This is a genomic window from Pseudarcicella hirudinis, assembly GCF_900115665.1.
Classification (GTDB): domain Bacteria; phylum Bacteroidota; class Bacteroidia; order Cytophagales; family Spirosomataceae; genus Pseudarcicella; species Pseudarcicella hirudinis.
In genome coordinates, this window is the sequence record NZ_FOXH01000002.1 from 41,456 (window position 1) to 60,848 (window position 19,393).

At 39.8% G+C, this 19,393-nt stretch carries 17 protein-coding genes; 7 read left to right on the forward strand and 10 right to left on the reverse strand.

Translation table 11 applies throughout. The annotated features are described in order from the left end of the window. The first annotated feature begins 44 nt into the window (after positions 1-44). Complete coding sequence (locus tag BM179_RS03210) at positions 45-1,361, forward strand: alpha/beta hydrolase family protein (protein WP_092012141.1); 1,317 nt, start codon at positions 45-47, stop codon at positions 1,359-1,361. Between the two features lie 44 nt (positions 1,362-1,405). On the opposite strand, the gene BM179_RS03215 is transcribed toward BM179_RS03210, so the two are convergent. Together BM179_RS03215 and BM179_RS03220 are read right to left on the reverse strand one after the other, a co-directional pair. Next, on the reverse strand, positions 1,406-2,179 hold the full coding sequence (locus BM179_RS03215) for an NIPSNAP family protein (protein ID WP_092012143.1): 774 nt from the start codon (positions 2,177-2,179) through the stop codon (positions 1,406-1,408). Positions 2,180-2,272: 93 nt separating this feature from the next. After that, on the reverse strand, positions 2,273-3,289 hold the full coding sequence (locus tag BM179_RS03220) for a LacI family DNA-binding transcriptional regulator (RefSeq protein ID WP_092012146.1): 1,017 nt from the start codon (positions 3,287-3,289) through the stop codon (positions 2,273-2,275). Positions 3,290-3,824: 535 nt separating this feature from the next. Here BM179_RS03220 and kduI point away from each other — a divergent pair. The 4 genes from kduI (at position 3,825) to BM179_RS03240 (ending at position 9,232) form a co-directional block, all read left to right on the forward strand. Further along, positions 3,825-4,655 carry a 5-dehydro-4-deoxy-D-glucuronate isomerase gene (gene kduI, locus BM179_RS03225; protein ID WP_092013597.1) on the forward strand — a complete coding sequence of 277 codons (831 nt, stop codon included), beginning with the start codon at positions 3,825-3,827 and terminating at the stop codon, positions 4,653-4,655. Between the two features lie 2 nt (positions 4,656-4,657). Beyond that, positions 4,658-5,938 (forward strand): DUF4861 domain-containing protein, encoded by a 1,281-nt coding sequence (locus tag BM179_RS03230; protein WP_092012149.1) that lies wholly within the window; start codon positions 4,658-4,660, stop codon positions 5,936-5,938. Positions 5,939-5,952: 14 nt separating this feature from the next. Then, complete coding sequence (locus BM179_RS03235; protein ID WP_092012152.1) at positions 5,953-7,128, forward strand: glycoside hydrolase family 88 protein; 1,176 nt, start codon at positions 5,953-5,955, stop codon at positions 7,126-7,128. Positions 7,129-7,264: 136 nt separating this feature from the next. Continuing rightward, positions 7,265-9,232: a heparinase II/III domain-containing protein gene (locus BM179_RS03240; RefSeq protein WP_092012154.1), complete on the forward strand. Its 1,968-nt coding sequence runs from the start codon at positions 7,265-7,267 to the stop codon at positions 9,230-9,232. A gap of 72 nt (positions 9,233-9,304) precedes the next feature. On the opposite strand, the gene BM179_RS03245 is transcribed toward BM179_RS03240, so the two are convergent. Both BM179_RS03245 and BM179_RS03250 read right to left on the reverse strand, forming a co-directional pair. Next, a complete protein-coding gene (locus tag BM179_RS03245) occupies positions 9,305-11,017 on the reverse strand; it encodes a GMC oxidoreductase (protein WP_092012157.1) in 1,713 nt (570 codons plus the stop codon). Between the two features lie 102 nt (positions 11,018-11,119). Then, positions 11,120-11,641: a gluconate 2-dehydrogenase subunit 3 family protein gene (locus tag BM179_RS03250; protein ID WP_229632887.1), complete on the reverse strand. Its 522-nt coding sequence runs from the start codon at positions 11,639-11,641 to the stop codon at positions 11,120-11,122. A 198-nt stretch (positions 11,642-11,839) separates the two neighbouring features. Here BM179_RS03250 and BM179_RS03255 point away from each other — a divergent pair, with 198 nt between their 5' ends. After that, entirely contained in the window at positions 11,840-12,103 is a 264-nt protein-coding gene (locus tag BM179_RS03255) for a (2Fe-2S) ferredoxin domain-containing protein (protein WP_092012163.1), read from the forward strand. Positions 12,104-12,240: 137 nt separating this feature from the next. After that, positions 12,241-12,621, forward strand: a complete 381-nt coding sequence (locus tag BM179_RS03260; RefSeq protein WP_092012166.1) for a DUF1398 family protein — start codon at positions 12,241-12,243, stop codon at positions 12,619-12,621. Positions 12,622-12,774: 153 nt separating this feature from the next. On the opposite strand, the gene BM179_RS03265 is transcribed toward BM179_RS03260, so the two are convergent. The 6 genes from BM179_RS03265 to BM179_RS03290 form a co-directional block, all read right to left on the reverse strand. Next, positions 12,775-13,218 (reverse strand): hypothetical protein, encoded by a 444-nt coding sequence (locus BM179_RS03265; protein WP_092012169.1) that lies wholly within the window; start codon positions 13,216-13,218, stop codon positions 12,775-12,777. 42 nt (positions 13,219-13,260) lie between these two features. Further along, positions 13,261-14,844 (reverse strand): DUF1501 domain-containing protein, encoded by a 1,584-nt coding sequence (locus tag BM179_RS03270; protein WP_092012172.1) that lies wholly within the window; start codon positions 14,842-14,844, stop codon positions 13,261-13,263. A gap of 85 nt (positions 14,845-14,929) precedes the next feature. Then, on the reverse strand, positions 14,930-16,492 hold the full coding sequence (locus tag BM179_RS03275; protein ID WP_092012175.1) for a DUF1800 domain-containing protein: 1,563 nt from the start codon (positions 16,490-16,492) through the stop codon (positions 14,930-14,932). A gap of 117 nt (positions 16,493-16,609) precedes the next feature. After that, positions 16,610-17,458, reverse strand: a complete 849-nt coding sequence (locus tag BM179_RS03280; protein ID WP_092012178.1) for a prephenate dehydrogenase — start codon at positions 17,456-17,458, stop codon at positions 16,610-16,612. Positions 17,459-17,517: 59 nt separating this feature from the next. Beyond that, positions 17,518-18,648, reverse strand: a complete 1,131-nt coding sequence (locus tag BM179_RS03285) for an aminotransferase class I/II-fold pyridoxal phosphate-dependent enzyme (RefSeq protein ID WP_229632888.1) — start codon at positions 18,646-18,648, stop codon at positions 17,518-17,520. A gap of 272 nt (positions 18,649-18,920) precedes the next feature. Then, complete coding sequence (locus BM179_RS03290) at positions 18,921-19,376, reverse strand: regulatory protein RecX (RefSeq protein ID WP_092012185.1); 456 nt, start codon at positions 19,374-19,376, stop codon at positions 18,921-18,923. Positions 19,377-19,393 lie beyond the last annotated feature (17 nt).

A 19,393-nucleotide genomic window follows, 5' to 3' on the forward strand; every position in this document is an offset into this window, starting at 1 on the left:
TTTTCATGTTTTAACACACATCCTGAACAATCCTAAGTATAACTATGAAATTCAAAACTGTACGATTACTGCTTCTGCTGAGTAGTTCTTTGTTTTTTTACGGACTGATTTTTACTGCTTCTGCCCAAACGGATGATAATCAGTTTATCTTCGGAGATGCTTTGCCCGATGCACCTGAACTTTCTGCACGCGGCACATACAAAGTTGGTGTCAGAACCCTGGAATTTGTAAACAAAGGCCAGATTGATATTCTCAAACGAAAAGACAATATAGACCCGGTTTATGACAGACCGCTGAAGGTGGAAGTCTGGTACCCGGCAATTTTACCCGATGGCGCTAAAGAACTGGTAACATATGATCAGGTAATGGGTGCGGCAAATAACCCGCAAAGACCATTAATCCCTTATACTTTTCAGGGAAGAGCTTCCAGAGATGCTGCTCCTCTGACGGCTGAAGGGGCTTTTCCATTAATTGTAGTATCCCACGGATATCTTGGTTCAAGACTTTTACTGACTTATCTTACTGAAAATCTTGCTTCCAAGGGTTATATTGTGGTGGCAATTGATCATACCGAATCCACTTATCGCGATGCAGGAGGATTTCCGAGTACCTTGCTGAACCGACCGAAAGATATCTTGTTTATCCTCAATCAAATCGCAGATTTGGGAAAAACCAAAAGTAAAAACTTTCTTTCAGGAATTGTTGATGCAGAAAATACAGCCTTAATCGGTTATTCTATGGGAGGATATGGCGTATTGAATGTAGCCGGGGCAGGTTATAGCCAGACCCTGCTCAGTACTTTTGAATCGCTTACTTCCGGCAGTAAAGCGGTGGAGGTAAGAACAACCAATCACCCTGATTTTAAAGCTTCTTATGATCCGAGAATCAAAGCTGTTGTTGCATTTGCGCCTTGGGGAATGCAAAGAGGAACCTGGGATGCAGAAGGATTAAAAGGACTGAAAGTACCTGTTTTCTTTGTAGCCGGGAGTCAGGATGATGTGTCAGGATATGCAGATGGTATCAAGGCCATTTATTCCGGTGCGGTAAACAGTGACCGTTATTTGCTGACTTATATAAATGCAAGGCATAACGTGGCTCCCAATCCGCCGCCATATCAGGCATTAAAACCAGGTTTACCTTTGCAGGAATACTATCACTATGCTGAACCTGCCTGGAATGAGAAGAAAATCAATAATATCAACCAGCATTTTGTGACAGCATTTTTAGGGATTCATCTGAAGAAGAAGGATTTTGGCAAATTCCTGGAATTAAATGAAAATTCAAATGATAAAAACTGGACAGGATTTAAACCCCGATCTTCAGTAGGCATGGAACTTTTGCATGCAGTTCCGCAGAAATAAAAGCAAATAGCCTTTCCAGGCTATTTGTGTCGGAAAGGCTATTTTTAAATCTGAGAAAAAGCCAGCGGCTCCAGGAAAACCCGCTGAATCCTTGAAACAGAGTTCGCATATTCAGGAGCCTGTGAGATTTTTTTCCAGTCAGGATCTGCGCTGAACTGTGCCCAGTTGGCATTTCTTTCTTCCATATCTTTGAAAGTAAGCATATAAGTCAGACAAGGAAGTCTTGCGCCAACCAGGACTTCTCCGAAGAAAACAATATGTAATTTTGTATGGTTGAAAATGTCAATTTCTGCTTCGTTAAACATTTTTATTTTTCTTCTTACCGCATCTTCATTAAAACCTTCATAAGTTCTTAATTCGAAAATTCTTGAAGTATTGGCCGGGACTGTCAGCGTAGGCATTCCATCAAATGCCAGCATCAGAGAACTTGCCAGCCTGTCGAAAATAGCTTTATCCGGAGTGGTCTGATGATAAGATTCACTGGCTTTTAAATATTCGCTGGCCGTCTTCATTTGCGCCAGAACTTTGAAATAAGAATCGGGAGAAGAGAAAACCAGCAGGACATGAATTTTAGCAGGTTCGTCTTTACTCAGTTCTTTAAAAATCCCGACTTTACTTACTCCTAAGCGGTTCAGACAAGGGATTAGGGCATTCTGAAGATAGCTTTCCAATCTTGGAGAAGCGCCCATTTTTAATTCATAAGTCCGCCATTCATAAATTTCTTTCTCTGTTTTTGCTAAAGTTGCAGCCTTTACTGAGGGAGAAACGGCCGTAACGCCAATGATAGATGAGGCAGCAATAAACTTTCTTCTTTTCATGGTTAATGTTGAGTTTTTCGGGTAAATTATGTTGGAATAAATAAAATTAAAGCATTGAGCCGGGCATCGCCGGAAGGTATTATCAGGAATAAGCTATTTTCTGGCTGAAGATTCTCTTACAATCAGATTGGTTTCAAGAATTTTGGTTTCGACAGGCAGTTTATGTTCATTTTCAATCTGTCTGAGTAATAATCTTACCACTTCTGTTCCCATTTCCTGAACAGGCTGACTGACACTGCTGAGGGTAGGAGACAACAGTGTACAGATCGGTTCATTGTTAAAACTGACAACTGCCACGTCTTCCGGAATTCTCAATCCTTTTTGTTTAAGGGCAAACATTGCTGAAAAGGCAATCCTGTCGCTTACTGCCACAATGCCATCCGGATTGAGTGTACTCATCATTTCAAGGGTTTTAATGACGGTGTTATCCTGGGTAAAATCGGTATGAAAAACGTTTGTATTTGAAAATGCAATACCATGTTTTTCCAGGGCTTCCTTATATCCCATCAGACGTTGAGTACTTATCAGCAGGTTTGGCGGGCCAGCTAAAAAACCTATTTTTTTGCAACCGTTTTCGAGCAGATGTTCCGTGGCTTTAAAAGCAGCCTCTTTATTATTTACGATCACTTTTGTTGCTTCAATCTCATCTGCATATCTGTCGAAAAGCACCAGCGGAACCTCTTTTCTCATTAATTTATGGATATGTGAATAATCGTTGGTATCTCTTGCCAGTGAAATAATAAAACCTTCAACCTGTCCTCTCAGGAGGTTTTGTATGTTGGTGACTTCGCGAAGGTATGATTCGTTCGACTGACAGACCATCACACTGTAACCAGCCTGCATGGCAGCTTCTTCAATGCTGTTGAGCGCGGCAGAAAAGAAATAATAACTCAGATTCGGAACAATTACACCTATCGTTTTTGTGCGGCTTTTGGCCAGATTTTTGGCCAGTTGATTGGGCTGATAGTCCAGTTCTTCAGCCAGTTTTATGACAGCAGTTCTGGTGCTTTCATGTATTTCCGGCATTCCCCGCAAGGCTCTGGAAACGGTTGAAATAGAGATATTCAGCGCTTTGGCGATATCTTTTATGGTTACGGGTGTTCCTTTCATAATTTTATAAGTAACAAAGTTGGTTAAATGACAAGCCCCGGTTTCAAATACCCTGAAATATGATTATTCCTTTTTATGAGAATTCAGAAGTGTTTGACCTCAGATTACCGGTTTATCTGTAAAGCGGAGTTCAGGAGTAAAATACTTGATTTTTCCGGTAAATTATTTTTTTCATGCAACCGTTACCGCAAACGGTTGCGGTAACGGTTGCATGAAAATATGCAAAATATATTGTGATTTTTCTTTTTTTAGTTCTGTGTAAAATATAATTTTCAATTGGTTTAGGTATAAAAATGCCTTTTCAATGACAGAATCATTGAAATTGGGAGAGAAATTATAAAAAAGGTTTTTAGGGTAAATATTGTATTTTTTTTAGACTGTAAACGAATAAGATAAAATGTCTGCGGCTTCTGCCCGCTGAAAATAAGTTTTTCGAAAATGGGTAAAAGATGAAGGAATATTGACTTTAGACAAATGATATACAGTTTTGTAATATTTATCCCCTAAATAATTTAAACACATTGTAAAAATGCAGATGCACATTCGTCAGGCAATAAGCCAAAGAGAGGCAAAAGGATTTGATACTCAGGATCTTCGTGAGAATTTTTTAATTGAATCTATTTTTGAAAATGATTCTGTTGTTCTGGAATATACCCATTACGACAGAGTGATTGTAGGGGGGGCAAAACCTGTTGGAAAAGGCCTTGAATTGCCAACGTATGATAATTTAAAAGCAGACTATTTTCTTGAACGCCGTGAAATGGGAGTTATTAATGTCGGGGGAGACGGATCAATTGAAGTAGATGGAACAAGTCATACTCTTTCTAAAAAGGATTGTCTTTTTATAGGAAAAGGAGCAAAAAAGGTGATTTTTAATAGCAATGATGCTGAAAATCCTGCCCTATATTACATTTTATCGGCTCCGGCTCATCATTCATATCCAACCCGGAAAATGACAAAAGAGGAAGCTTCACCGGTTTCTATAGGATCTCTTGAGACTTCAAATGAACGTACTATTTTCAAGTACATTCATAAGGATGGGATCCAGAGTTGTCAGGTTGTGATGGGTTTGACTGTACTGAATACCGGAAGCGTATGGAATACAATGCCTGCCCACGTACATGACAGAAGAATGGAAGCGTACCTGTATTTTGATTTGAATGAAGCACATCGGGTGTTCCATTTGATGGGAAATCCACAGGAAACCAGACATATTGTGGTAGCTAATCACCAGGCGGTTGTTTCTCCACCCTGGTCTATTCACTCTGGTTGCGGTACTTCAAATTATTCTTTTATCTGGGGAATGGCAGGAGAAAATTTAGATTATTCGGATATGGATTTTGCTCCGATTACGGAACTCAGGTAATTATGAAGCATTTTCTGAAAATAGGTATATTGTGTTTTCTCCCGGGCTCTCTTCTGATGGCTCAGGAGAAAATGCATATTACGCTTGAAAACCCTTCGGATTTTATCAGAAATGATGAAGCCATTATTCTTTCGAGGAGGTCATTGATAAAAGGACTGAAATCCGGTACAGAAGAGAAGCTGCCATTGTTCAAAAAAGCTGATGGTTCGGTATTGCCATCTCAGACAGATGATCTGGATGGAGATGGGAAATGGGATGAAGCTGTTTTTTTACTGACACTTCAGCCTTTGGAGAAAACCGGAATAAATGTATCATTTGTGAAGGCAGGAGACTTTCCGAAATTCACACAGCGTGCGCATGCCAGAATGGCGAAAATGGATGCTTCAGGTAAATTTATGCCGATTACTGCCGAAACCATGCCTGAAGGGATGAAACCTACTGATTTTTCCAAAACTAAACTGCCTTTGTATCATACGGAAGGCCCGGCCTGGGAAAATGATAAAGTGGCTTTCAGGCTGTATTTTGACCCCAGAAACGGGAAAGATATTTATGGTAAAACTACTTCAGAAATGATGATGGACCGGATTGGTCTGGGAGAAAATTACCATGAAAAAAGCTGGTGGGGTATGGATATTCTGAAACTAGGTAATTCATTGGGTGCAGGGTCTCTTGCTATAATCGGAAAGGAGAAAGATCATTTACAAAGCGTGGTGAAATTGGGAGAGCATGTTGAAAAAACTTCTTATGAGCTGATTTCCGATGGTCCGGTCAGGGCGATTTTCAGAATGAAATACAAAAACTGGCAGGTTTCGCCTGAGGAGAAATATGATGTTACGGAGGAAATCAGCATCGTGGGAGGACAATATTATTATGAAAGTAAAGTGACCCTTTCAGGATTTACCGGAGAACGACAGCTTGTTACCGGAATCGTTAACCTGCTTTCAGATAAAGCCATACAGGAAATAGGGGAGAAAGATTGTCTTTTGGCTACTTTCGATAAACAAAGCGAAAATAAAGATAATCTGGGGATGGCTGTATTGGTTAAAAAATCCTCTTTTCTTGGTTTTGATGAAGCTCCGGAGAGCGGTCCGGCAAAAGTTCAGCAGACTTATTTCGTAAAGCTGAAAAGCCTGCCGGGAGTACCGGTAAGTTTCAGGTTTTTTGCAGGATGGGAGGCTGCCGATGAGCAATTTAAAAATGCAGGACTTTTTCAGAAATTTCTGGAAAAAGAAAGGATACGTATGTCAGACACCGTTAAAGTGAATCTCAAAAGTCAAAAATAAATATATATAAAATAATGAAAAAATATTGGCTGTTTGCCCTGCTTGGCACCTCTCTGAATGTTTTTGCACAGTCTAAGATTGATGTGAAAAAAGAGATTGATTTTGCTTCCAAACAATACGAATTGATGTTGAAAACTCACCCTGATTACACTAAAACACCTCAGTCTGTAAACCCTGACGGGACTTTAAGAGACATGCCGACGTCATGGTGGTGCAGTGGATTTTTTGGAGGATCTCTTTGGTATTTGTATGAATATACTAAAAACCCTAAATGGAAAGTTGCGGCTGACAAATGGTCGATGGCAGTTGAAAAAGAGCAGTATAATACAGATACGCATGATTTGGGATTCATGCTTTATTGTCCTTTCGGAAATGGTTACAGATTGACCAAAAATCCAAAATACAAGGAAATTATGCTGACAGGAGCGAAATCTCTTGCCACACGTTTTAATCCGAAAATCGGTGTAATCAAATCATGGAATAAGTTTCAGTCTTATGATTATCCGGTAATTATTGATAATATGATGAATCTGGAGTTCCTGTTCTGGGCAAGTAAAGTGTCTGGCAATAAAGAATTCTATAAATTGAGTCTTTCACATGCAGACACTACGCTTAAAAACCATTTCAGACCGGATAACAGCAGTTTCCATGTAATCTGTTATGGTGATGGCGGAAAGGTTATTGCTAAAAAAACCGCTCAGGGTTATGCAGATGGCTCTATGTGGGCAAGAGGACAAGCCTGGGCAATCTATGGTTATACCGTGATGTATCGTGAAACGAAGAATAGAAAATATTTAGTGCAGGCACAAAAGTTGGCAGATGCTTTCCTGAATCATCCTAATCTTCCGGCTGACAAAGTTCCTTACTGGGATTTCAATGCTCCGAATATTCCTAATGAAGAACGTGATGCTTCTGCAGCTGCGGTAACGGCTTCAGCTTTGCTTGAGCTAACCAAGTATAGTGGTGCAGCTAAAGGAAAAACATATTTTGATTCAGCTGAAAAAATGCTTGAGTCTTTGTCTTCTCCTGCCTATAAAGCAAAACTTGGAGAGAATCATGATTTTATTCTTATGCATAGCGTAGGAGCAAAACCATTGAAATCTGAAGTAGATGTACCTTTGGTATATGCTGACTATTATTATATCGAAGCTTTGCTCAGATATGATAATCTGATGAAGAAACATAAATAAGTATTCCATTTCAGTAAATAATTAAGGTGTTTGTCTGGTTGTTCTGTTCGTAAAGAGCCTCCGGACAAACACTTCTTTTTAGTATTTTATCAGCAGTATATCTGGTTGAAAAAGCGGGTTAATCGCTCAGTTACATATGAAACAAATTATTCTTAAATTGAAAGCAGTGTTCCTGGTATCATTGATCCTGATCGGATCAGATACCTTCGGACAACTGAAGCAGAGAAATATTTTAAGCCGTTTCTCTCAGGAGGAAATCAGTCGTAACCTGATTCCCGCCAAAGACTGGACTCCTTTTCCCAAAACAGCGGAAATCTGGCAAAAGAATCTGCCGGATTCGGTACAGAAACAAATTATATCTAATGCAGAAAAGCTGCTTGGAAAGGAATTTCAGCCCGTTTCGGCCTCTCTCTGGCTGGAATATGTAAGAACGGGAGACAGAAACAACTTTCAGAAAGTGTCATTCAGCAGAAGAAATCAGTTGATGAGTCTGGTACTTGCAGAGGCATTGGAAAGGAAAGACCGATTCACGGAAGACATTCTGAATGGCGTCTGGGCTATTTCTGAAGAAACATTCTGGGGTGTTCCTGCCCATTTAGGCATACAAAAGGCAGGAAATGGTTTGCCCGATGCAGAGGACCCGATTGTAGATTTATTTGCTGCCGAAACTGCCTCAGTAATGGCATTGACAGATTATCTGGTAGGAGACGCCCTGGAAAAGAAATCCAAACTCATTCGTCCGAGAATTTATTACGAAGTAAACCGAAGAATCTTCACCCCATTGCTTACTGCCAGATACGGCTATCTTGGTGGAAAGGATAATAACATGTCAGTAAATAACTGGAATCCCTGGATAATTTCCAATTGGATGATGGCCAACCTGTTATTGGAAAAAAATGAAGAACGAAGGGCTTCAACACTTCATTATTCCCTGAAATTGCTGGATGTATATTTCAATAGTTTAGGAGATGATGGTGGCTGCGATGAAGGACCCTCTTATTGGTTTGCGGCAGGGGCCTGTATGTTTGATGCACTGGATATTTTGAGCAGGGCTACCAATGGCAGGATTTCAGTGTATGATGAAAAACTGGTGAAAAATATGGCTTCTTATATTTACAAAGCTCATATAGAGGGCGATAACTTTATCAATTTTGCTGATGCCGCGCCACATCTTAAACCTGACGGGATTTTGCTATATCGTTTCGGAAAAGCTTTGAATGATCCTGATATGTTAAAGTTTGGTTTGTGGTCCTATCAGAATTTTACGCCTAAACCCTCTGTTGAGCAGTTTTTCCGGTCAAGGGCTATTTTTAATCTTTTTGCTATCAAAGAATGTGCAGAGGCTTCAAAAGCTTCTCCCGGCTTGAAAGAGCCATTGTTGAATGATGTCTGGATTAGTGATATTCAGGTAATGGCAGCCCGTGCCGAAAATGGTTTATACCTTGCTTCACACGGTGGACATAATGCTGAAAGCCACAACCATAATGATGTAGGCGATTTTATCGTTTATACCGATGCTTTTCCTGTCATTCTTGACATTGGTTCAGGAACTTATACTTCCAAAACATTCTCTTCACAGCGTTATGAGCTTTGGTATAATACTTCTGCCTATCATAATCTGCCTATTGTCAATGGTTTTCAACAAAAAGACGGAAGGAAGTATGAAGCTGAACACGTTGTATATCAGGCTGGAGAAAAAGAATCAAGTCTGAAGATGGATATTGCTGCGGCTTATCCTAAAGAGGCAAATCTTAAAAGCTGGCAGAGAATCGTAAAATTACTGAAAAGCGGAAGCGTTGAAATTTCAGATGAATTTGAGTCCGGAGAAAACCTGAAAAGCCTTTCCCAGATATTTATGACAATCTGTAAAATCAACCTTGATACGCCGGGAAAAATCACTTTTACAAAACCGGATGGTAAACAGGTTGTTTTAAGCTACGATGCCAGAAAATGGAAGGCTTCTTCTGAGAAAATGCCATTAAACCAACCGGATGAACAGAAGTTTAAGCAGACCTGGAACAATATGGATATTTTCAGAATCATGCTGACGGCGAAAGTTCTGAAAGCGAAAGACAGGTTTGTCTATAAAATTGAAAAGCTGTAAAAAGAAAAGAGGTACTCAGAGCCAATCAAACTGACTCTGAGTACCTCGGCTAAAAGCCGGATAAGATCAGAATTATAAATTACCCATTTTCATTTGTTTTACGGCATAATCTGCTGCACGTGCGGTAAGCGCCATGTAAGTCAGAGAAGGGTTTTGGGTTGACGTTGAAGTCATGGAAGCCCCGTCAGTTACAAAAACGTTTTTGCAGGCATGCATTTGATTCCATTTGTTCAGAATAGACGTTTTCGGATCTTTACCCATTCTTGCACCTCCCATTTCGTGAATATCCAGACCCGGAGCCTGTTTGGTATCGCGGGTACGAATGTTCTTAAATCCTGCATTGGTAAACATCTCGGTCAATTGCTCAAAATAATCCTTGATCATTTTTTCATCGTTATTGTCATAATCGATGGCAATTTTCAGCTGAGGGATTCCCCAGGGATCTTTCTGGGATTTATCCAAAGCTACATAATTGCTTTCTTTCGGAATGGTTTCACCCATCATATGAGAACCCACACTCCATCCACCCAATTTCGGATGAAGAAGGTTACTTTTCAAATGCTCTCCAAAACCATCATTTGGCTGATAAGAGATACGGTTTGCTCCGAAACCTGCTGCATAACCTCTCAAAAAGTCTGTTTCCTGTTTGTAAACATTTCTGAAACGTGGAATATAACTGCTATTAGGGCGGCGGCCGTCTGTGGTAGAATCTAAGTAACCATCATATTCTCCGGAAATTGAAGCCCGGTAATTGTGGAAAGCAACATATTTCCCTAGTACTCCACTATCATTACCCAAACCATTCTGGAAACGATTTGAAGTCGAATTCAATAAAACAAGGTTCGTATTGATTGCTGCTGCATTGACAAAAATGATGCGCGCATAAAACTCAATCATTTCTTTGGTATGAGCATCAACCACTCTCACGCCGGTAGCTTTGCCTTTTTTCTCATCATAAATGATAGAATGTACCACAGAATCAGGACGAAGAGTCATTTTTCCTGTTTTGGCAGCCCAGGGAATAGTGGAAGCATTACTGCTGAAATATCCGCCGAAAGGACAGCCTCTTTCGCATAAAGTACGATTCTGACATTGTGCTCTTCCTTGCTGCGTATGAATTGGCTTTGGCTGTGTGATATGAGCCGCACGACCGATGATAATATGTCGGTCTTTATATTGTTTTGCAACCTGTTCTTTAAAGTATTTTTCAACGCAGGTCATATCGTGAGGAGGAAGAAACTCTCCATCCGGAAGTTCTGCCAGTCCATCTTTATTACCGGAAATTCCGGCAAATTTCTCTACGTAACTATACCAGGGTGCAAGATCCTGATAACTGATTGGCCATTCTACAGCAAAGCCGTCACGGGCAGGGCCATCAAAATCGAATTGACTCCATCGTTGCGTCTGGCGGGCCCAAAGCAACGATTTCCCACCTACCTGATAACCACGAATCCAGTCGAAAGGCTTTTCCTGAATGTAAGGATGTTCTTTATCTTTTACAAAAAAATGCTCTGTTCCTTCGTAGAAAGCATAACATTTACCTACAATCGGATTTTCTTTTTTAACCTCAAGCGGGAGTTGATTACGGTGTTCAAATTCCCAGGGCATTTTCATGGTGGTTGGATAGTCGATTACGTGTTTAACGTCACGACCTCTTTCCAGAACCAGGGTTTTAAGTCCTTTTTGGGTTAGTTCTTTCGCAGCCCATCCGCCGCTGATACCTGAGCCTACGACGATTGCATCATAAGTGCGGTCTTTTACACTAGTTATATTCAGATATGACATGGTTTTCTATGATTTTAAGGGCAAAACAGATTATCTGAGTATTCAGACAGGTATTTGCCATAAAAAGGAAAGGATTTCCTTACTATTCAAAAATTGACAAAATTACTTCTTTACTGGCACACAACCGTGGAAGCGGGCCGGAACAAGTTCATAAATCAGAAGATTGCTCAATACATATTCCGATTTCAGATATCCCTGAATGGTAAGGCCTTTGATTAGTTTGTAAAAGCTTTGTGTATCAGCATCTTTTGATTCAGAAATATCCTGAATGATTTTGTTTTTCTGAGTAGCATCACATTCGGTAAGTGATTTACCGAAAGAGGTTTTACTGAGCTCTTCTACCGTATTTATACCTTTCCTGAAATTATCCTGCGCAATTTTGTCGTAGCAATCTGCTACCATTTTCATTGCAAACTGATGAATACCAAGTGTTTTTGCACCCGGAGTATCGGTTGTGGGGATAATTGTTTCAACGATTTCCGCCAAAATCGCTTCCTGACTGGCTGAAACTTTCAGCTGGTGATTCTGAACCGTGGTTTTATCCCAGCTATTGGCCCAGGAAGGCAGGTTGATTAAACCTCCTGCTGCCATTGCCATGTTCTTTAATGCCGAACGTCTTTCCATAAAATCTTATAATGTGTCTTTAAGTTATTTCGTAATTCATAGGATTCCCAAAGATAATTATTTTTAAAGGATAGATATGCCCTGTTTTATATTCTATTTCGGGGGAAATTGACAAATAAAATTTTTGAGTTTTCCCCGGAAAATAATCCGTTTTGAACAGGATGTTTTTTAAGTATATTTACTAAAAAAATATGGCTTATGAGCAGAGTTCAATTCCCCGAAAAATCTATCTTCATTTGCGATGGCGACAAATGTGGAAAGTACAAAGAAGTGCGTAAATTCTTCAAAGAAGCAATCAAAGACGCCCATCTGAAAGATGAGGTGGAAGTATTTAAGATCGAATGTACCGATCGATGCAAGCATGCCCCGATTATGTGTTTCCAACCTCAGAATAAGTGGTTTTACGAAGTGTCAATCTGGAAAGTACAGGAGATTTTCAATAAAGAAGTGTTAGGAAAGTAGAAAGTTGTCTAACAATGCCGTAAGCATTTTTGACAGAAAATCCGGCTGTTAACGGGCTCAGATCAAGAATGCTTACCTTTTCAGTTTATCTGATAAATGAGCTTTAAATGTAGTATTTCCCTCAATTATAATTCCTGATGACCAGAGAAGAAAGTATTAATGAAGCATACAAATCGGCCGTAAATTATCCCGATTTAGCACAGAAACTTATAAATGCCGGTATTGAATCCTATTCCGTGGATGTCGCTACCGGAATAATAATATATCGTTTTGCAGAAGGCGGGAGGATATTGCACGCCAATACGAAAGTGTTAAGAGAGATTTCAGATGAGTTCAGTGAAATGAAGACCATTCAGGCTATCAGGGATAATCAGGAAGGGAAGTCGGATTATCCGGGTTTTATGAATGATATAGCAGTGGCTGGGGTAAGGTTTTATGAAGCCGTATTGTCCGGAAGTAATAAGCGGTGTATTTATGTAGGGAACGGAGGAAAATACGAAGAAAATATTCCCATATAAAATAAATCATGCCATGGTGGCGCAGAGCATATAAATACATTAACTTAAGAAGTGGTTTGTGAGCCGCAAGCCATGGTTAGACAACAGTTATCAGAATCAAAAATAAGTCCTTCTGATTGGTTTTCAGAAGGACTTATCCGGAAAAATTATAGCCTAGTTTTTGGCATCATCTTTTTTTCCGTCTTTTCCATGATGCTTGTTATCATTATTGTCTTTCTCATCATCCTTCATGGCTTTATAAGCGGCTAACTGATCGGCTGTAAAGATTTTTTGGTATTCACCCAAGCGATATGCTTTAATGTCTTTTTTTCCGTCTTTCTTCGCTTTTTTATCATCCGCTTCTTTCAGTGCATCTTTTCTTTTGATGCATTCTGTATTGACAGCCAATACTTTGCTATACTGATCGTCATTTAGTTTAAGCTTTTGCTTCAGCTCCTGAGAATATTGAACAGCTCTTTCATCAGCTGATTTTTTAGGACCTTTGTCTTTTTTGGATTCTGTTTTCGCAGCTTTAGCAGGAGCGGTGGCAGGAGCCTGTGCGTTAGTGCTTACCTGGAATGCTGTGAAAAGGAGGGCAATCAAAATGAGTTTTTTCATGACTTTAGTTTTAAATTGGATTGAATAGGTAATATATTGTTTTTAATGTGATACAACGAGTGTTCCTACAATAGGTTCTTGTCTGGTTTCTACACAAACCAGATATTTTCCGGAAGGCAGATTACTTAAATCTAAACGAATTTTATTAGCAGAAAGTTGACTCCAGCGGGAAGAATAATTTCTTCCGGTCATATCAGAAAGCTGTAAATCAGAGATACCGCCATTAAATTTATCTGATTCCAGAATGGTTTCACCAACTGCAGGATTTGGATAGATTTTGAAGTTTGTTCCCGGAACTTCAGTTTCTGTACCCAATACCTGTTGCTGCCTGAAAATAGGTAAAATACTGAAAGTTTTGTCTAACAGAATCGTTTTGACAGTTGCCTCAGAAGCACCCATCCAGTCGGTGAGAATGCTCGCATAAACTTGTCTGAAATCTGTCTGAAGCTTGATATTATTATTATCGAGGTCTTTTAAATTAGGATTTTTTCCAATCATTTGGGTCTTTACGGCATTTCCGAATACAAACAACGGGGAAGCCCAGCCATGATCTGTCCCCCGACTGCCATTAGAGATAGCTCTCCTGCCAAACTCAGAAAATGTCATTCCCACGACCTTGTTGTCATTACCCTGTGCTTTCAGGTCATCCATAAAAGCTTTAATGCCGGAAGAAAGTTTACCGAGTAAATCTGCATGACTTCCGACTGATGTATCTCCGGCATTTACCTGATTGGAATGGGTATCAAATCCACCAAGAGTTACATAATAGATTTTGGTCTGCAAGCCTCCTGCAATCAGCCTTGATACGATTTTAAGCTGATCGGCTAAAGTATTCTGAGTTGGATAGGTTACCAGATTTTTTCCTTTTCCGGCAGCTATTTTCAATTGTCCTGCATAAGCTACAGATGATATTTGCTGTTGACGGATGAATGCTGTGTATTTTCCGGCCGGGGTATCCGGCAGATCACCGGAGATAATATTTGGTTTGTCTCCTACAATTTTAGCAAAAGTATCAGGATCCTGAATTGCCAGCGCCGCTGAAGCAGAACTTGTCACGAAAGCAGTTGAGGAAATAGATGAAATCTGAATCGCTAATGGGTCAGGGTTACTCGAGCTGGGATAGTTGTCAGGAAAACCATCGTAAGTATTTTCTACATAACGACCAAGCCAGCCGGAAGTCGAAATTTTGTCTGAATCAACTGCTGTAAACCAGATGTCACTGGCTCTGAAATGGGAAAAGCTTGGATTGGCATACCCCGCTGCCTGGATGATCGACAATTTTCCTTCATTATATAAAGTTTGTAAACCGGTCATGGAAGGGTGCAGACCAGTTTCCGGTTTTCCGTTTAATTTGAGTACTTTGTTTTCCGGAATGGCAATATTTCCTCTGAAATTTGAGGCGGTATAGGTACTGTATTGATCAAGAGGTAAGACCATATTTAAACCATCATTTCCCCCGTTTAACTGAATTACAACCAAAATCCGGTCATTTGCATCTGCTATTTGCTGCATGGCTTTCATAAAGGGTGTCGTTGCTTTGGTATGAGCCTTTGCACCGAAGCCGTCCAGAATCAATGGCAGGAAAAAAGAAGAAGTTGCATACTGAATAAAATCCCGACGTTTCATGATTTTGAGTTTAAATTTAAACCTGGGTAAAAGTCAGCAAGAATAAATTGCTAAGAATATCTGAGGAAAAGTATCAAAAATGGTTCTATCCCATTTGATACTCTGCTAAACGAAGCATGAACTGTAACAGACTGTTTAATTTAAGCTTTACAGCATTTCGCTTGGCGTTGTTGGTAGGATCACTGGTATAAGCCTGCCATTCCAGCTGCCATTCATATCTGGGTAAACCCGGAATCAGCACCTGATCAATCAGATAATCTTTTTGTTCCTGTGTCAGCGCAAAAGGGTACATATTTTCACTCAGTTCATTGATCAGGATAACCGGGTCAGAAGGTTCAGAAACCTGTTTGGCCAGATTTACGGAATCAATATTGATTTTCATGGCATTTGAACCTTTTACTATGGCGTCTGTAAAACTTCCTCTTAATGCCAAAGTGGTTGAATTGATCCATATTTCATAAAAATCAGTATCATAATATGGCCGCCATCCAAAAACCGTGGGCTGGTCGAAAATATCCATTTGCTGTACTTTTGCCTGTGAATACACATATTGGGTAAACAAATCATATGAAGTCCTGTCATTACCGGAGTCAGGAGCAATCTGATTGAAAATTCTCATCGTTCCCACAATCAGATCAAGCGGAGATTTGATCTGGGAGCCAATCAGATTTTCATCATAAAAGTGATTTGAACGGAAAAGTGTTTGTAAAACAGGCTTGATTTCATAATCTTTCCTGAAAACTTTTGCCAAAGGCTCGATTACTTCCGTTTCAATTTGCGGAGAAATATCAGCCTGAACGAACCAGCGATAGAATTTTCTGACGATAAAACGAGCAGTTTCATCCTGTGCCAGGATCATGTTAATCAGGTCATTGAGTTCCTCTTCTCCGGCGGTTGCCCCGGTTCGGCCTTTGATCACCGTATTCTGATAACTTGCAGAAAATACCTTATCTGTTGTATCATGAGAGGCCGGGCGAAATTCAACCCCGATATCTGCCTGCGCAGCACTTCTGTAATTAAGCGGCCGCCATCCTGTCAATACTTTAGAAGCGGCTTTTACGTCATTTTCGTCATAATTGCCCCGGCCGATCGTAAATAATTCCTGCAATTCCCTGCCATAGTTTTCATTAGGTTTCCCCACAACATTCTGGTTCCCGTTCAGATACAAAAGCATAGCCGGATCTTTGGTGATTTCCACTACAAATGTTTTGAAATTACCTAAAGCGTATTTCCTTAAAAGCTGACTTTGCCGGTAAATGAATCTTGCATCGGAAACCACTGTAGCCGTGGAAACGAAATGGTTTTGCCAGAAAAGTGTCATTTTTTCCAGAATAGATGCCGGTTGATTTACCATTAATCCGGCCGTCCACCATTTAATTCTGGCCCGTTTCTTTCCGTCGTTTTTATTTTTGTCTGCATCTACCGTTTCAGGAAATCCAAAAGGAAGGTCATGGAAAGTCTGACCATTTTCATCTGTAGGAGGTGCAGGAGCAGGTTTATCTGTGAGTAGAATTTGAATGATATCTTCTGCCTTTTTACCGGAAAGAGAGCTGAGTAACGATGGTGTATGACCAAAGGTTGTCCTTCTTAACAGATGGGCTACTTGAGCAGTTGTCAGGGGAGTTTTATGAGTATCAAGTAATGCCATGGCAGTTTGTTTAAAGAGTAATTGCAAACTGCCACTTGGATACTGAATAGAATAGGAAGGTTTAACCGGGCAAAATAAAATTAAGCGAACTTTAGTAAGCGGTAAAATAAGGGGCTCTTATTTGTTCAGAATACGTTTGATATCATTGGCCTCAGTCAGATATTGCTTAAATTTATCATATCCCTCAGAAAGCATTAAGCCTTTAAATTTTAAAAGTGTATTAATGTATTCATCTAATACGTCAATGATATTATCCTGATTTTGTCTGAAAATCGGAATCCATGTTTCAGGTGAAGACTTTGCCAGACGGACTGTTGACTCAAAACCTGAACTTGCCAGGTCAAAAATACTGTCTTCATCACGTTCTTTTGCCAGAACGGTTGACGCTAAAGCGAAAGAACAGATATGTGAAATATGTGAAATATAGGCTGTGTGGACATCATGCGAAGCAGAATCCAGGTATTTCAGCCTCATTTTCAATCCGGATTCATACATATTCTGAATGGTAGCTACTGCTTCCGGTCTGGAATCTTCTATATCACAAAGTACGCATACCTTGTTATCAAAAAGATGGTGAATTGCTGCTTCAGGGCCTGAAAACTCTGTTCCTGCCATTGGGTGAGTAGCTACGAAATTGGCTCTTTTCGGATGGTTTTTAACGGCATTAATCACCGGAACTTTCGTTGAACCTACTTCAATAATCACCTGATTTTCAGTAAGTGTATCCAAAATAGCCGGAAGGAGCGTGGCTAGCGAGTCAACGGGAGTTGCCAGAATAATGATGTCTGATTCCTTCACAGCATCATTTAATAAGGCCACTTTATCAACCAGTTTTAATTCCAATGCTTTGATAACGTGAGCAGTGCTGTTATCCACTCCAATTACTGTGTCAGCAAATCCATTTTCTTTTAAACTCAATGCCATAGAACCACCAATAAGTCCCAGACCCACAACTGTAATAGTCATAATTTTGTGTTTTATTTATAAGAGAAGAGCGGTAAAAGAAGGGGTTCAAAATCCTTCTTTCAGTCCTTAATTCTCATAATAGCATTTTCAAAAAGAGAAACCTCGGCGCAAAGAGAGATTCGGATGTATCGGTCTCCTGCCGAACCGAAAATACCTCCCGGTGTAATAAATACAGCTGATTTCTCTAAAATCAAGTCTGAAAGCTCATAGCCGGAAGTATATTTTTCCGGGATTTTTGCCCAGACAAACATACCTGTCTGAGCCGTATCATATTCACATTCAAGCAAATCCATTAATTTAAATACGGTTTGCTGACGAACTTTATAGATGGCATTCAGTTCGTCGTACCAGGACTTAGGATTCTGAAGTGCTTTAACAGCGGCCAGCTGGAGAGGCAGGAACATTCCCGAATCCATATTCGATTTGAAACGGAGAACATTACTTACATATTCTGCTTTTCCGGCAAGCATTCCAACACGCCATCCGGCCATGTTTTGCGACTTTGACAAAGAATTTAATTCCAATGCCACATCTTTCATTCCTTCAACCGATAATATGCTCATTGGGTTATCGTTCAGGATAAATGAATATGGGTTGTCATTGACAATCAGTATATTATGATTTTTTGCAAAATCTCTTAACTCTTCAAAAAAGGCTTTATTAGCTTTCGCACCTGTAGGCATGTGTGGATAATTTACCCACATTAGTTTCACTTTTGAAAGGTCTTTTTTCGCTAATTCTTTCAAATCAGGTAACCAGCCTCTGTCTTCCGAAAGCTCATATTCTACGACGGTTGCGCCGGCAAGCAATGAAGCGGCACGGTAAGTAGGATAACCCGGATTAGGAACTAAAACTTCATCACCGGCTTCCAGGTAGGTCATGGAAATATGCATGATACCTTCTTTTGAGCCTAGTAATGGTAAAATTTCAGTAACCGGATTTAAAGTAACATTAAAATAAGTCTGATACCAGTCCGCGAATGCTTCACGAAAAGCCGGAACACCCACATAGCTTTGATAAGCATGATTTTTAGGATTTTTAGCAGTTTCAGCTAAAGCCTCGATTGTTTCCGGAGAAGGGGGTAAATCGGGACTGCCAATGCCTAAATTCAATACGTCAATGCCTTTGGCGCGCATGTCGGCAATTTGTTTCAATTTGGTGGAAAAATAATATTCCTGTACCAAATTCATTCGGGATGCAGGTTGTATGTTCATTTTTGTTTAAATCAGACCTTTTGTTACTGGCAAAAGGCCTTTTCTGGTAATTTTTTGACAATAAAAAAACCGACTTTTTCAAGTCGGTTTCTATATATGATTTTTCTTTATTTCTGTTGGATTTCAGACAAACCATAACCGACTTACGCTGGAGTACCGTAGTAGTAATAGTAAGTTCTGTATGTGTTGATTGTCAAATTCATGACTTCAAAGTTAGTGCGAAAATTTTAGTTGACCAAGAAAAAAAATTATGATTTTAAAATTTCATTAACTGTCTGCCAGACGAGGTCGTTTTCGAAACCCTTGCTCAGTGCGTACCTGACAAGTTTTTGTTTTAGCATCATGGGATTCTCACCCTTTAAAGAATGGGCTTTTTTATCAATAATTTTAAGTAAAGTATCCATGTAATCTTCATCATTGATTTCAGCCATACCTGCTTTTATACAATATTCAGAGAGCTTCCGAAGTTTAAGTTCCTGTCTTATTTTCAGTCTTCCCCAGTGTTTTTGTCTGAATTTTGAACCGGCAAATACTTTGGCAAAACGCTCTTCATTGAGATAATTATTTTCAATCAGCCATACTACTATCTCTTCAGAGTCATCTCCGTAAACCCCGACCTCCATCAGTTTTTCTTTTACTTCATGATGGGTTCTTTCCTGATAGGCACAAAAATTAGCAGCTTTTTTCAGCGCTTCTTTATTCATTTTTATTTTTTGAATTT

Coding starts and splice junctions, on each gene's coding strand:
- BM179_RS03210 (WP_092012141.1), top strand. CDS start 45: ATGAAATTCAAAACTGTACGATTACTGCTTCTGCTGAGTAGTTCTTTG.
- BM179_RS03215 (WP_092012143.1), bottom strand. CDS start 2,179: ATGAAAAGAAGAAAGTTTATTGCTGCCTCATCTATCATTGGCGTTACG.
- BM179_RS03220 (WP_092012146.1), bottom strand. CDS start 3,289: ATGAAAGGAACACCCGTAACCATAAAAGATATCGCCAAAGCGCTGAAT.
- kduI (WP_092013597.1), top strand. CDS start 3,825: ATGCACATTCGTCAGGCAATAAGCCAAAGAGAGGCAAAAGGATTTGAT.
- BM179_RS03230 (WP_092012149.1), top strand. CDS start 4,658: ATGAAGCATTTTCTGAAAATAGGTATATTGTGTTTTCTCCCGGGCTCT.
- BM179_RS03235 (WP_092012152.1), top strand. CDS start 5,953: ATGAAAAAATATTGGCTGTTTGCCCTGCTTGGCACCTCTCTGAATGTT.
- BM179_RS03240 (WP_092012154.1), top strand. CDS start 7,265: ATGAAACAAATTATTCTTAAATTGAAAGCAGTGTTCCTGGTATCATTG.
- BM179_RS03245 (WP_092012157.1), bottom strand. CDS start 11,017: ATGTCATATCTGAATATAACTAGTGTAAAAGACCGCACTTATGATGCA.
- BM179_RS03250 (WP_229632887.1), bottom strand. CDS start 11,641: ATGGAAAGACGTTCGGCATTAAAGAACATGGCAATGGCAGCAGGAGGT.
- BM179_RS03255 (WP_092012163.1), top strand. CDS start 11,840: ATGAGCAGAGTTCAATTCCCCGAAAAATCTATCTTCATTTGCGATGGC.
- BM179_RS03260 (WP_092012166.1), top strand. CDS start 12,241: ATGACCAGAGAAGAAAGTATTAATGAAGCATACAAATCGGCCGTAAAT.
- BM179_RS03265 (WP_092012169.1), bottom strand. CDS start 13,218: ATGAAAAAACTCATTTTGATTGCCCTCCTTTTCACAGCATTCCAGGTA.
- BM179_RS03270 (WP_092012172.1), bottom strand. CDS start 14,844: ATGAAACGTCGGGATTTTATTCAGTATGCAACTTCTTCTTTTTTCCTG.
- BM179_RS03275 (WP_092012175.1), bottom strand. CDS start 16,492: ATGGCATTACTTGATACTCATAAAACTCCCCTGACAACTGCTCAAGTA.
- BM179_RS03280 (WP_092012178.1), bottom strand. CDS start 17,458: ATGACTATTACAGTTGTGGGTCTGGGACTTATTGGTGGTTCTATGGCA.
- BM179_RS03285 (WP_229632888.1), bottom strand. CDS start 18,648: ATGAATTTGGTACAGGAATATTATTTTTCCACCAAATTGAAACAAATT.
- BM179_RS03290 (WP_092012185.1), bottom strand. CDS start 19,376: ATGAATAAAGAAGCGCTGAAAAAAGCTGCTAATTTTTGTGCCTATCAG.